The sequence below is a fragment of the Pimelobacter simplex genome (genome assembly GCF_024662235.1).
Classification (GTDB): domain Bacteria; phylum Actinomycetota; class Actinomycetes; order Propionibacteriales; family Nocardioidaceae; genus Nocardioides.
Genome location: NZ_CP096276.1, coordinates 4,979,976 through 4,994,122 on the forward strand (window position 1 = coordinate 4,979,976; position 14,147 = coordinate 4,994,122).

8 protein-coding genes and 2 pseudogenes are annotated in these 14,147 nt (G+C 71.8%); 3 read left to right on the forward strand and 7 right to left on the reverse strand.

Annotation, left to right across the window (positions count from 1 at the left end; genetic code table 11):
- Positions 1-34: 34 nt before the first annotated feature.
- The 3 genes and pseudogenes from M0M48_RS31110 to M0M48_RS24405 all read right to left on the reverse strand — a co-directional run.
- Positions 35-537: pseudogene (locus M0M48_RS31110) on the reverse strand (IS5 family transposase).
- Positions 518-934, reverse strand: coding sequence for an IS5 family transposase (locus M0M48_RS31115; protein WP_374586537.1), 417 nt, complete (start codon positions 932-934; stop codon positions 518-520). Before M0M48_RS31115 ends, M0M48_RS31110 begins: the two are co-directional and overlap by 20 nt.
- A 63-nt stretch (positions 935-997) precedes the next feature.
- Positions 998-1,322, reverse strand: a pseudogene (locus M0M48_RS24405) (IS3 family transposase); the annotation flags it as partial.
- 222 nt (positions 1,323-1,544) lie between these two features.
- Between M0M48_RS24405 and M0M48_RS24410 the strand changes: the two are divergent.
- Both M0M48_RS24410 and M0M48_RS24415 read left to right on the forward strand, forming a co-directional pair.
- Positions 1,545-10,079, forward strand: a complete 8,535-nt coding sequence (locus tag M0M48_RS24410; RefSeq protein WP_257753091.1) for a DUF11 domain-containing protein — start codon at positions 1,545-1,547, stop codon at positions 10,077-10,079.
- Positions 10,076-10,681 (forward strand): sortase, encoded by a 606-nt coding sequence (locus M0M48_RS24415; RefSeq protein WP_257753092.1) that lies wholly within the window; start codon positions 10,076-10,078, stop codon positions 10,679-10,681. Before M0M48_RS24410 ends, M0M48_RS24415 begins: the two co-directional genes overlap by 4 nt.
- Positions 10,682-11,165: 484 nt before the next feature.
- On the opposite strand, the gene M0M48_RS24420 is transcribed toward M0M48_RS24415, so the two are convergent.
- Positions 11,166-12,122, reverse strand: a complete 957-nt coding sequence (locus tag M0M48_RS24420) for an ATP-dependent DNA ligase (protein ID WP_257753093.1) — start codon at positions 12,120-12,122, stop codon at positions 11,166-11,168.
- Positions 12,123-12,487: 365 nt separating this feature from the next.
- On the opposite strand from M0M48_RS24420, the gene M0M48_RS24425 reads away from it, so the two are divergent.
- Entirely contained in the window at positions 12,488-12,745 is a 258-nt protein-coding gene (locus M0M48_RS24425; protein WP_257753094.1) for a hypothetical protein, read from the forward strand.
- A 47-nt stretch (positions 12,746-12,792) separates the two neighbouring features.
- Here the strand turns inward: M0M48_RS24425 and M0M48_RS24430 are convergent, their stop codons facing one another.
- The 3 genes from M0M48_RS24430 to M0M48_RS24440 form a co-directional block, all read right to left on the reverse strand.
- Positions 12,793-13,170: a hypothetical protein gene (locus M0M48_RS24430; RefSeq protein ID WP_257753095.1), complete on the reverse strand. Its 378-nt coding sequence runs from the start codon at positions 13,168-13,170 to the stop codon at positions 12,793-12,795.
- Positions 13,136-13,399, reverse strand: a complete 264-nt coding sequence (locus M0M48_RS24435) for a phage Gp37/Gp68 family protein (protein WP_257753096.1) — start codon at positions 13,397-13,399, stop codon at positions 13,136-13,138. Before M0M48_RS24435 ends, M0M48_RS24430 begins: the two co-directional genes overlap by 35 nt.
- A gap of 531 nt (positions 13,400-13,930) precedes the next feature.
- Positions 13,931-14,125, reverse strand: a complete 195-nt coding sequence (locus M0M48_RS24440) for a hypothetical protein (protein ID WP_257753097.1) — start codon at positions 14,123-14,125, stop codon at positions 13,931-13,933.
- Positions 14,126-14,147: the final 22 nt, after the last annotated feature.

Genomic DNA, 14,147 nt, shown 5'->3' on the forward strand with positions numbered 1-14,147 from the left:
ACGTGCCTGGGCATCACAACTAGGTCGTGTCTCTTTAGTTGAGCCAGAGGGTGATCGCGCGTAGGACGACGCCGCCACGGTAGGTGGTGGCGAGCTTGTCGTAGCGGGTCGCGAGGCCGCGCCAGTCCTTGATGCGGTTGAAGGCTCGTTCGACGACGTTGCGGCCTTTGTAGATCGCCGCGTCGAAGGCGGGCGGCCTCCCTCCGGCGCGGCCGCGGCGCTTGCGGTTGGCTGGTGGTCGTCGGGTTGGGCGATCGTGGCCTTGATCTGGCGGGAGCGGAGCAGGGCACGGTTCGCCTTCGAGGAGTAGGCCTTGTCGCCCAGGATCCGGTCGGGTCGGGTGCGTGGCCGGCCGGGTCCGAGGCGGGCGACGCGGACTTGGTCGAGCAGGTGCGAGAGCATCGGCGAATCTCCGCCCTGACCTGGACCGATGATCACCACCAGCGGCCGGCAGCGGCCATCGACGAGTTGATGGATCTTGGTCGAGAGACCACCGCGGGAGCGGCCCAGCGCATGGTCAGCTGGCTCGACGAACAGCCCGTCGGCCGATTTCGTCTAATTCGATAGATCCCCCTGTGCCAGCCAGAGGTGTGCGAGTCAGCGTGGTCGCGTGCTGGTGAGCACGGTTGATCGTGGAGTCCACGCTGAGGTCCCACTCGACCTCGTCGTTGGCGTCAGCGAGCGCGACGAGGTGGGCGTGGATCCGGTCCCAGGTCCCATCGATGCTGTAGCGCTTGTGGCGCTTCCAGACCGTCTGCCAGGGACCGAACTCGCCGGGCAGGTCACGCCAGGCGATGCCGGTGCGGAAGCGGTAGATGATCCCCTCGACGACCTGACGGTGGTCCCGGAACGGACGCTGACGCCCCTGAGTAACCGGCATCAACGGCTCGATCTGAGCCCACTGGGCATCGGTGAGCGCTGCGTTTCGCGACATGCGCCCACCAAATCAGCCCAAACCGCCCTGACTTAGGAGACACGCCCTAGGTGACAGGTTGGGTCACGCAGCCTGAGCGGCTGGTGCGGTCATCATGGTCTCGTACTCAACGGGGGTCAATCGGCCGAGGGCGTCTTGACGTCGGCGGCGGTGGCAGGTGCGTTCGACCCAGATCACGATGGCGATCCGCAGCTCCTCGCGGGTATCCCAGGAGCGCCGGTTGAGGACGTTCTACTGCAGCAGGCTGAAGAAGCGCTCCATGGCGGCGTTGTCACCGGCCGCGCCGATACGGCCCATCGATCCGATCAGGCCGTGCCCCTTCAGCGCCCGCTGGGCGGTGCGACGATCGATTGAATCGGGTCTGGCTGCCCCGGTCGGAGTGAACGATGCAGCCGGCCACCGCGTCGTGGACCCGAACCCACGGCTCGCCCATGTCGAACTCGAGGGCTCCGTGCCGCGAGACGGCAGTAGCCGGTCCGTGCCTGAATTGGTCGATCCCGGGCCGTAGTGGTCCGAACTGGTCTAGCCTTCCGGTGGCGGAGGGTGCCCACGTCGTCCCCACCACGATTGGGCCTGTGCTCACCTTCGCCGAATCCGGAGGAGTTCGAACGTGCCCACGCAACACCCCCGTCGCCCGCTTGCCGGCTCGCTCGTGCTAGCCCTGCTGGCGGCACTGTGCTCGGTCGTCGCCGTCGCGGCGCCTGCGAACGCCGCCGAGATCACCGTGTCGAAGTCGGCGCCCGAGAACGTGCTCGCCGGCGACGACGTCGAGTTCTCGCTCGCCGTGACGAACCCTGCCGGGCCCTCGGCATCCCCCGAGTACAACGTGACCTTCCGCGACGTGCTGCCCCTCGGCGTCACCTACGTCGCGGGATCCACCTCGCCGGACACCTACGGCGAGCCCGACGTCCGCACGACCGCCGACGACCGTCAGGTGCTGATCTGGTCGAACATCAGCGACCTGCCGGTCGGCGCGACCGTCGAGCTGTCCTTCTCCGCCACCCCTGACCCGGTGGTCCACCCGGTCGGCTCCACCATCTCCAACGTCGGCGACGCCTATGCCAGCACCGATCCGCGCACGCTGGCGCGCTTCTCCGCCTCGGGCACCTACACCGGCGGCGCCACGGAGCAGGCCTCGTCGGCGCCGACCAGCACGAGCGTGTCGGCCATCGAGGTCACGAAGTCGGAGCCGAGCCCGGAGAACGAGCTGCTCCGCGGCGTCCATGCCCACAGCACGGTGTACACGCTCACCACCCGCAACACCACCGAGGGCCCGACCACCGGCGTGACCCTCGCCGACCTGATCCCCGCCGGACTGGAGTTCCTCGGCTGCGGCACGACAGACAACAGCGCCGCACCCGAGTATTCCGGGGCGCCCGGGCTCGACGCCGTGCCGGACGTGACGACGGACTGCCCCGCTCCCACCTCGGTGACGACCGTCGTCGACCCGGCCGGCGTCCCCGCGGGCACCTACACCCGCGTGGAGTGGGCGCTGGGGACCCTCGCGGCCGGCGAGGCGGTCGAGGTCAGGTATCGCGCGGGGATCCCCCAGCGCGCCAACACCGCGACCTGGCCCGGCCCCACGCCCGGCGGCGCGGGCCTGGGCCAGACGGCCAACCTCGACAACAACACGGGTCCCAGCACGCGCGAAGGGGCGGGCGAGCTGTCGCTCACCAACCGCGCCACTGCGGCCGGTACCTACCAGGGCGCGCTGGCGCCGGGGGGATCGCGTGCGGTCTCCGACTCCGGACAGGTCACTGTCACTGCCGAGGACCTCGCCCTGCAGAAGTCGGTCTCTCCCGGGACGTTCACCGCCGGCGGCATCGCGACGTGGACGCTGACCGTCAGCACGGGCGAGTACGCCGACGCCGACGGCATCGTGCTGACCGACCTGCTGCCCGACGGCTTCTGCCCCCTGTCGAGCACCGAGAACTTCTCCCCGGCCGGCCTGCCGGCCTGCGACCCGGTCCCGGGGTCCGACCCGACCGGTGCCGACTTCGACAGCGTCACCCGGCAGGTCGACGGCACCTACGAGATCGTCTTCACCCAGCTCGCCCTCGAGGCATCCGACGTCGCCACGGTGACCTTCCAGGCGCGGATGCTCGGCGCCTACGACCGGGGCGGCCAGGACCCGACGGTCTCGGGTGACGGCTACCGCAACGAGGTGTCGCTCGTCGGCACGACGACGCTGCTCGACGCGGTCGCCGGTCCCGCGCCGACCGGACCGGTCGAGGTCGCGGACGACTCCAGCGCCGGCCTCGGCTCCGACGCGCCGGCCCTGCAGAAGTCGATCCAGCCCGACGTGCCGGCCGCGCGTCCCTACGCCTGCAGCACCGACGCGGGCGACTACCGCGACGACCTCGACCCGACCGACCCGCTGGTGACCTTCGACGAGGGCGACCGGGTCTGCTTCGTCGTACGCGTCGACTTCTCCGACGACAACAGCACCCGCAACGCCGTCGTGACCGACTTCCTGCCCGCCGGGACGACCTACGAGCCCGGCTCGGCGACGCCCACCGGGGCCAACACCGTCGCGCTCGACCTGGCCGTGGCGGGCGACGTGCTCACCTGGGAGGTGGGCACCGACCGCGCCGGCGGCCGCTACGTGTCGCCCGGAGGTGTCTTCGAGGTACGGCTCTCCGCCATCGTCGGTGACCCGGCCGCCGGACCCGCGCCCGACCTGCTGGGCAACCTCGCGAAGCTGCAGTACGAGAACACCGACGGCGCCGTCTTCTCCCTGCGCGACCAAGTCGACCTGTCGCTCGCGGCGGCCCCGCCCGTCGAGGTCGAGAAGTCCGCCCGGCGCGTCGCCGGCACCGCGCCGGTCCCGACGCCGCTCCCAGAGAACGGGACGGTCCGAGGCGGTGACACGGTCGAGTACACGGTCACCGTCACCAACGCTGCCGTCGCCGCCGACCGCAACCGACTCGACGTCGTCGGCCCCGACGTGTGGGACGTCCTCCCGGCCGGCATCACCTGCGACCAGGTGGCTGCCGTGTCCGACTCCGGGGTGTGCACCGACCCCGGGGACGCCGGCCACCCGACACCCCGGGCGGGGCTCACCGACCGCTCGGTCGTGCGCTGGGACCTGCCCGACACCGTGGTCCTACAAGCCGGGGACTCCGTCGACCTCACCTACGAGGTGGCCTACGACCCCGAGCTCAGCGTGTCCGCCGCCTTTGTCAACACCGCCGCGGTCTCGACGTACGACTCCCCGACCAACCAGGGGGGCGCGGCCGGTCACGCACCGGAGGACAACATCGACGGCGGCGTGACTGACACCGACTCCCCGCCGGCCGAGGACACCCACCGGCTCCTCGCCCCCGACGCCTCCGTCGAGAAGGACCTGACCACCGAGGTCGCCGAGGCCGGCAACAACGCGGGTGGCCAGGGGACCGTCGGCGAGCAGGTGACCTACACCTTCTCGGTCGTCGTGCCGCGAGGCACCACCGTTTACGCGGGACGGCTCACGGACACCCTGCCTTCCGGCGTGTCGCTCGTCCCGGGGTCCCCGTCCTGGACCTTCCAGCCCGACGCGGCCAGTGACACGACGGCTGCCCAGCCGGGCGGCTTCTCCCAGGCGGCCAACGGCGACCTGACCTTCCCGGCGACCTGGACCAACGACACGGCGACCGACCAGCGCTTCGCGGTCCAGCTCACCGTGCTGGTCTCCAACTCCGGCAACCACGGCGCGAGGCGCACCAACACCGCCTCCTTCGCCTCCACGGCGGGCCCGGGTGGGGCCGCCTTGCCGGCCCGGACGGACACGGCCGTCTTCACCCTCGTCGCGCCCTCGCCGACCCTGACCAAGCAGGACGACGACGCCGACGACGTCGTCGTGGTCGGCCAGGAGATCACCTACACCCTCACCGCGCGCAACGCTGCCGGTCGGCCGCCGCTCCACGACGCGTTCGTCGTCGACTGCCTCCCGTCGGGCCTCGAGCTGGTGGCAGGGTCGCCCACCCCGGGCGCCCGCGACGTCTCGGCCGGGACGGGGGCCAACGGCTGTCCTGCAGGCTCCACCCGCATCGAGTGGTCCTTGGGCGACCTCGGGCCCGGCGCCGTGGTCCCGCTGACCTACAGCGCCGTCGTCTCCGACACGGCCGGGGGTTCGCAGCAGTACACCAACACCGCCGAGCTCAGCGGCTCGACCATGGACGACGACAAGGTCGCCCGGGCCGATGCCGACCGACCCACCGAACGCACCTACAGCGTCCCGGCGTCGCGCACCCTCGCGGTGCAGCCCGCCGCGGTCGGCAAGGAGGTCGAGCAGCCGACCTACGCGATCGGCGAGACCGCCCGCTGGACGGTGCGGGTCACGCTGCCCTCGCAGGTCAACTTCTACGACGCGGCGGTGATCGACCAGGTCCCCGCGGGGATCGACGCCTCGACCATCGCCCTGGAGTCGGCGACCTGCGCCGAGGCGGACGCCGACCCGTGCACGCTGCCCGGCGCCCCGGCGCGTCTCGCCGACGCCGCAGGGCCCTCCGGCTCCACCCTGGCCGGGTGGTCGCTCGGTGACCTCCTGGCCTCGCCCGAGCAGCGGGTCGTGACCCTCGTCTACACCGCTGAGGTGGCCGACATCGTCGACAACTCCCGCGGTGACGCGCTGGTCAACAGTGCCACCCTGAAGTGGGAGCTGGCCGACGGCGCTCCGCCCACCTCGGCGGGCGAGACCTTCGGGGCCGAGGCGGCCCCGGACACCGCGACCCTGACCATCACCGAGCCGGTCGTCTCCCTCGACAAGCGGGTCTCCGACACGACCCCGGCTCCGGGCGAGACCTTCGGCTACACGCTCGACGTCAGCAACGGCGCCGCCGGGACCGGGACGAGCGACGCCCACGACCTGGTCGTGACCGACGACGTGCCGACCGGCGTCGTCGTCGATGCCGCCACCATCTCCGACGGCGGGGTCCTCACCGGTGCGGACGCCGCTCTCGGTGGCGGCACCATCACCTGGACGATCGAGGGTCCGCTGGCGCCCGGGGCGACGGTCAGCCTCACCTACGACGCGGTGCTCGCGACGCCGGCCAAAGCGGGCCCGCTCACCAACAGCGCCGACGTGACCGAGTACTTCTCGCTTCCCGACCAGGGTGGTCGCGAGTACGACGGGCCGCAGGACACCGCGACCGTGCGGGCCGCCCTGCCGCACGTGTCGGTGGAGAAGAGCGTGGTCGGCAGCACGATCGCCTACATCGGCGACCCGCTGCAGTGGCGGATCGTGGTCTCCAGCGACGGTGCCTCCACCGCCTACGGCGTCGACGTCGACGACATGCTGCCTCCCGGCTGGACCTACGACGCCGACACCGCCCGGGTGTCGGTCGCCGGTGGCGCGCCGGTCGCGGCCGAGCCGGCGGTGACGGGCGACCCGCAGGTCCTCATCTGGACCGACCTCGGCGACCTGCCGACCGGCACCACGCTCGTGCTGACCTTCAGTGCCACGCCCGGCGCCGACGTCGTCACCGACCCGGGCGTGGGCGCCGCCGTCGACCATGTCAACACGGCAGGCACCACGGCCGAGGACGCGGAGGGCGAGCAGCAGGACGCCGACGGCACCTCCTACGCCGGCCCGGACGACACCGCTGCCGCCCAGGTGCACTCCGCCGACCTGGCGATCGCGAAGGAGCACACCGGCACCCCGGTCGCCGGCGCGCCCCTCACCTGGACGGTGACGGTCACCAACGAGGGTCCTGACCCTGCCGTCGGTCCGTGGACCGTCGTCGACACCCTCCCGAGCGAGCTCGCCGACGCGCCGGTGACGGCGAGCGGGCCCGGCTGGACCTGCGGGCGCGTCGACCTCGAGATCACCTGCATGCGCCCCGCGGGCTCGCCGCTCGCGGTCGGCGCCAAGCTCGCCGTCATCACGGTCGTGGCCGGCCTCCCGGACGACCTCGCGGACGGAACCGTCGTGACCAACGGGGCCGCCGTCGACGGCCGGACCTACGACCCCGACCCCGCCAACGACTCCGACACCGACGACGCGACCGTGACCACGGCCGCCGACCTCGCGGTGGACAAGGCCGTGAGCGGCGAGGTCGTCGCCGGCCAGGACGCGACCTGGACGATCGGCCTCCGCAACCTCGGTCCGTCGGTGTCCCGTGCACCGATCGAGGTGACCGACACCCTTCCGCCCGGGAGCGTGCTTCGCTCGGCCACCGGCACCGGCTGGACCTGCGACGACGCCCCCGGCGGCGTCCTGACGTGCACGCTCTCCAGCGACCTCGCCGCCGGCGCCCCGGCGCCCGTGCTCACCGTCGTGGCCGGGATCCCCAGCTCTCAGACCGGCGACGTCGTCAACGGTGTCGAGATCACCGACACCACGACCACGGACCCCGAGCCCGCCAACGACGCCGACCAGGTGTCGACCACGCCGCGGACCGAGGCCGACCTCGGGATCGCCAAGACCAGCATCACCGAGGTCACCGCGGGCGAGGAGGCCGTCTACGAGCTGCGGGTCGTCAACGACGGTCCCTCCGACGCTGCCGGCGTCGTCGTGACCGACGACCTGCCCGCAGGCCTCAGCTATGTCGGCTTCACCTCTCAGCAGGGCGTCTGGTCCTGCGACGAGACCGGTGGCACCGTGACCTGCTCCCTCGCGGGCAGCCTGGCCGACGGCGACCAGGCCGTCGTGCGCGTGCGGGTCGCGGTCGACTCCTCGGTCACCGGCGCCGTGGTCAACGAGGCCACGGTCGACGCCGACACCGACGACCCCAACGAGGCCAACAACACCGACGACGACGACTCCTCCGTCGACGTCGAGGCCGATCTCGCGATCGACAAGTCGCACACCGGGCGGGTGCTCGCCGGTGGCCAGGTCAGCTACGTGCTGACGGTGTCGAACCTCGGTCCGTCCGACAGCCCGGGACCGATCGTCGTCACCGACACGCTGCCCGCCGGCCTCACCGCGAGCACGGCCGCGGGCCCGGGCTGGACCTGTGAGACGCCGTCGCCCACCACCGTGATCTGCACCCGGGCCTCCTCGCTCGCCGACGGCACGTCGGCGCCCGACATCACCGTGGTCGCCGACGTCGCCGCCGACGCCGGTCCCGCGACCCTGGTCAACCGGGCGACGGTCGACGGTCCCGCCGACCCCGACCCCGACAACGACACGGATGCGGACCCGACGACGATCGAGGACGAGGCGGACATCAGCATCACCAAGACCGCCACGGACACCACGCCCGTCGCCGGGGCGGAGACGACCTTCGAGCTCCTGGTCTCCAACGCCGGACCCTCCGACGCCGACACCGTGACGGTCACCGACACGATGCCGGCTGGCCTCGAGGTCGTGTCCGCGGTCGGAGCCGGCTGGACGTGCGAGACCACGGCGGCCGACCTGTCCTGCAGCCGGCCCACCGTCGCTGCCCTCACCGACGCGCCGGTCATCACCGTGACCGTGAGCATCGACAGCAGCCTCCCGTCCGGGACGGAGCTGACCAACGTCGCGACCACCGCGACGGCCACGAACGGCGACGACCCGGCGGACAACCAGGACGACGCTGACCTGACGCTCGAGACGGCGACGGACCTCGCGATCGAGAAGTCCCACACGGGCCGTGTCGTCGCGGGCGAGCCGGTCACCTTCGAACTCGACGTGCGCAACCAGGGCCCCTCGGACGTCACCGGGACCGTGACGGTGGTCGACGACCTGCCCGACGGCCTGGGATACCTGGGAGTCGCCGGCGGTCAGTGGTCCTGCGAGGCGGACGGCCAGCAGGTCACCTGCGAGCACCCCGGCCCGCTGGCGGCCGGCACCGCGCTGGCGACCCTGGAGCTGTCGGTCTTCGTGGCCCCCGACGCGACAGGCGACCTCCGCAACGTGGCCGCGGTCGACCCCCGCGGCGACGACACCGACCCCGGCAACGACGTCGACGACGACGTCGTCACCCCGCTCGCCGAGGCCGACCTGTTGATCGTCAAGTCCCACACGGGGCCGGTGCGCGTCGGCGACGAGCTGGACTTCACGCTGGCGGTCCGCAACGACGGACCCTCGACCGCCCGCGACGTGATGGTCGTCGACACGCTGCCCGAGGGCCTGACCCCGGTCTCCGCGACCGGTGACGACTGGACCTGTGACGAGGACGGGCAGGAGCTGACATGCGTGCTGGGCAGCCCCCTCGCCCCTGACACCGACGCGCCGCCGATCACCGTCACGGTGCTGGTCGAGCCGGCGGCGTACCCGACCGTCACCAACCTCGCCGAGGTCGGCTCGGAGGCGACCGATCCCGAGCCGGCGGACAACACCGACGAGGACGAGGTGACGGTGCCACCGTTGGTGAACCTGACCCTCGACAAGGTCCACGAGGGCCGCTTCGTGGTGGGGGAGCAGGCGCGATACGTCCTGACCGTCTCCAACGAGGGCCCCACCGAGGACCCGGGGCCGATCACGCTCACCGACGTCCTGCCCGACGGCCTCACGCTGTCCGGCGTGACCAGCGACGACTGGGCCTGCGAGGGAACCACCAGCGTCACGTGCGAGTACGCCGCCGCCCTGCCGGCCGGGGGCAGCACCCAGCTTGTGATGGTCGTGGACGTCGGGCCGGAGGCCTACCCCGAGGTGGTCAACACCGCCACGGTGTCGACGCCCACCGAGGAGTCCGACGTCACCGACAACAGCGACGACGACGCCGCGGCCGTGACGCCGACGTCGGTGCTGACCATCGACAAGAGGGTGCGCTCGTCCGCCGACGGCAGAGTGGTCTACGCGATCACCGTCGCCAACGAGGGTCCCAGCGACACCGTGCATCCCCTGGTGGTGGTCGACGACCTGCCGGCCGAGCTCCGCCTGGTGTCGGCCGAGGGTCGCGGCTGGCGGTGCAGCATCCAGCGCGACGTCGCCCGGTGCACCTTCCCGGCCTCCCTGCCCGCGGGCGAGGAGACCATGCTGGTGGTCGTCGCCGAGGTCCGCGAGTCGGTGACCGCCGGGACCGAGGTGGTCAACGTGGCGGTGCTCGACGACGGGCCCGGGGTCGACCCGAGCGACGGAGCGGTCCTCGTCCTGGGCGAGGAGGACCTCGCGCCCGGCGCGGCCGACGACGGTGTCCTGCCCGACACCGGAGGCCCCTCGGCCTGGTGGTGGCTGCTGGCGCTGCTGCTGCTGACCGGTGGTACGGCGCTGCTGCGGTCGGGTCGTCGCCGGGCATGACCCGGCGACGGGCCGGCTGGGCGCTGGTCGCGGCGGGCCTGCTCGTGGTGGGCTGGCTGGTCTGGGAGCTGGTCGGCACCACCGTGGTGGCCCAGCACCGGCAGGAGGGGCTGGTGGCCGACCTGACCGAGCGGTTCGACCGCGGCCCGGCGGCCGGTGACCGCTCGTTGCCGCACGGCGCCTTCGCCGTCGCCCGGCTGCCGGACTCGATCGGTGGTGACACGGTGCCGGTGGTCGAGGGCGACGACGACGACGCTCTCGCGTGGGGCCTCGGGCACGTCACGGACACCGAGCTCCCGGGCGAGGGCGGGAACGTCGTCCTCGGCGGCCACCGCATCACCCACGGTGAGCCGCTGCGCGACCTCACCGAGATCCGGCCCGGCGACCAGATCGTCCTGCGCACGGCGACCGAGCGCTACACCTACGAGGTCCCCGAGGGTGCGACGGTCCGGCGGGTGCCCTTCACGGATGCGTCCGTGCTCGACGACCGGGCCGGCGACCCAGGGCTGCCTCGGCGCGGCGAGCTGCTGACGCTGGTGACGTGCGCCGAGCTGTTCCACACCGACGACCGGCTGGTGGTCAGCGCCGTCCGGGTCCGATGACATGCGTGCGTGGACGCGGGGCAGACGGTCGGCCTCCTCGAGGGACCATGTCGCGGATCGGCCGCGGCCCAGCTCCGCGAGCAGGAACGCCGTGACGGCGTGCCTGACGATGGCCTGGCTCGCTCGCGGTCTCACTCAGTGCTCCTTTCGCGAGCACTCCCGATGAGCGCTCACCATATGTATCGGCATTTCGGCGCCCCAAACCCCATCGCGCCTGTGGGGAGTACTTCGACCGCCCGGCGACCCGGGTGTCTGCCCGTGGTGGGTCCGCTGTCGGCCCGCGCTTCTAGACTCCGGCTCGTGCTCACGATGACCGCTGCCATCCAGGAGATCCCCCTGACCACCGCGGCGGCTACGAGCTGGAGCGCGACGATCTCTCGGCCGCCGCGGCGTCCTACGACGAGGCGCTCGAGCGTATTCGGGAGCAGCTGCGGCCGGGCTGGCGCATCCTCTCGCTCCGCGTCGACCGCTGAGGAGTCGATCCTCAGCCGGAGAGGTCCAGGCGCAGCCGGCGGTAACGGGTCAGGTGCCGCCACCGGCCGTGCTCAAACGCGGTGTCTGCCTCGACCTCGACGATCACCGTGGGGATCACCCGGGCGATTACAACCGGCTCGCGGCTGAACCGCCCCAGCTGGCGGGTGCTGAGTTCGGCCGGCCACGGGTGGTCATCGGTGCCGACGAGGACCGCAGCGAGCTCGGCCGACTCTCTCGAACTGAGCGGATGGGTCGCACCAGCCACACGCAACGTGCCGGCGGCGTCTCGGAGGCCGAGGATCAGCCGAACCGGTTGGTCGACGCGACCGATGACCGCGCCGACCGTGGCCTCGCGGGTGTTGTGGATCCGGAACTTCACCCATCCCCGCTGACCAGGCAGGTAGCGCTGACCGGCTCCCTTGGCGAGCAGGCCCTCCACACCGACTTCCGCCGCGGCGTACTCCTCGAGCCAGCGCTCCGCCTCGGCCCGGTCAGCGGTCTGCGGCGTCAACTGCAGCGGCGGCCGCCACAATCCCGCCAGCTGCTTGAGCACTGCCCGGCGATCGCGCAGCGGCTCGGTCCGCATATCAACGTCGCCGACAGCCAGGACGTCGAAGGCCAGGAAGGAGACCGATGGCAGGTCCTCCGGTGGCCGGCGGTGGCCGCGGTAGGCCAGCCGCGGCGCCAGTGCCCCGAAGTCGAGTCGACCGTCCCGCCACACGACGAGCTCACCGTCGACCACCGTGCCCGAATCCAGCTGCTCGCGGGCAGCCTGGACGATCTCGGGAAACCCTGCCGCCAGGTCCACGCCGTTGCGCGACCAGACCCGGCACCCGGCGCTCGTGCGCTCGAGAATGGCCCGGTAGCCGTCCCACTTCGGCTCATAGACGGTGCCGCCGGGCAGGCTCCCGACCGCGGCCAGCGTGGCTGCCGGCTTGGCCAGCATCGGCTCCCAGGAGGTCGGCACCCATCCAGCGTACGAACCATGACGGGGCACAACTTCGAACAGGTGTTCTACTCTGGGAGGCATGGCAGCTGGCGGATACGGGCGCGGCGCGGGAATCCCCTTGAAGGACCGCGTGCGCGCTGGCCAGCACCCGGACCCACCTCCCAGCAGCGCAGTGGCGCCGCCTCAGCCTGGTCGGCACTGTTGGATCACCCTGCCTGTCGACGCCTCGCAGCCGCGGCCTGGCCTGCTGCTGGAGTGGCGTCGCGCCGGTCACCTCTGGGAGGGCCGGGTCATCTACGCAGCCCAGTTGCGGCCCGGGCAGTGGGCTTCAGTCGAGGAGTGGCTCCCGGCCGAGCTGCTCACCACAGAGTGAGCGTGCCGAGGTGTCTGCGAACCCGCCGAAGAACGACGCGTGGCGACCGTACGTCGACGTGCGGTTCGTCCTGATCCGCAACACCGGCCGCCTCAAGCTTTTCCGCGGGCTCATCCTCGACTGGAAACGCGAGGGCCGGCGCTGGGAGGCCCTGGTGGTCTGGCACGACGATGCGGCACTCAAGCCGGTGGTCAAGATGGACTGGCTCCCCATCGAGCAGCTCGTCCCGGTACCCGTGGACCCGAACTGGAGTGGCGAGGGTGGCTAAGGAGCCGGGCTCTACGGGGTGAGCGTCGCCGTCATGGACGGTTGTCGTCAGGAGTCCCACGCGGCGGGCGACTCGAGCTGGGCGAACGTTCCCGACTGCCGGGCCGAGTCCTCCTCGGCCCGCCGTATGACGTGGTTCACGGCACCCTTGGTTACGCCGAGCAGACCCGCGATCGTGAGCAGTGAAAGCTTCTGGTGGGTGCGCAAGTAGAGCACCGTCGCGCCCCGCAACTCGGCGTTGCTCTTCGTCAGCTGAGCCAGATGATCGTGCAGCGCGCCCGTCAACTGGGCAACGCCCTCCGGGCCGCCGTACCGAACCGACCAGCCAGGAGCGGCCTCCGCGGCCGCAGCCAGGAACCCGGACGGGTCGCGAAGCACCTCCGCCACCACCTCAGCTGGCGCGGCGGTCACATCGGCGGGCTGCATGCTGCTGACTGTAACGGCGGCGCGGCCGGGTCCACCGGAGCACCTGGTCGAGACGCTCGGGGCGCAGGACGATGTCGAAGCCGTCCTCGAAGTAGTGCCCAGGGGTCCCGCGGAAGCGCTCGGCGAGGGTCTTGGCGTACCGGTGATCACAGCCCGGGGAGAGCTCTGTGTAGCCGGTCAGCGGGTTCCACGTCGAGTCGGTCCAATCGATGCCGGTCCGGTCGGTCACCGCGAGTCCTCCCACGAGCGGGCCGCAGCTGTCGTGGACGGTGGCCAGCCGATGTCCGGCCGCGGTGCCGGGCCGCGGACCGGCGGCAGCGCCGGGCGGTCGGGGCCCGCTGCCCCGGCCTCGTCGGTCATCTCGGCGATCGCGCATGTTGGGCATAGGTGTTCGGTCTGGGTCATCTCCCAACCTGCCTCGAGTGCGGCCCGGTCGGCGAGCGAGGGCGTCCACCAGCCCGATCCCTCCGGCGCTGCCAGTCCGCATCGGTCGCAGAGCACCACGTAGTGCGCGGTCTCTCGGTAACACATCAGCCGTGCCCCCCATCAGGGTGCCTGTCGTCGACCCACGAACCGTTTGAGGCCAGCCGGACCATCACGTGGTAGTCGCACATCCGTGCGCCGAGCTCGGCGTGCCGCTCGCACCCGGGGAAGTCGCAGGTGGCGCCGAGAGGCTTCTGCTCACGCCTCCACATGGTGCGTGCGTCTGCCTCAGGGTCCCGACGTGCGGGCGCCTCGGTGAAGAGCTTCTGGACGCTCATCACGCCGCCACCTCCTCGTTGTGGAGGACCGCGCGGAGCCGGCCGCCGATCCACCAGCCGACCTGTGGCGAGACGGCGTTCCCGTAGCCGTCGACCTTGTCGCGAGCCGAGCCCCACACCTGGAACGTGCCTTGGTAGTCCGCGAAGTCGACGTCGAAGCCGCAGCCACGGCCGATCTCGTGGTCGTACATCATCCGGAAGTAGCAGTCCTCGAGG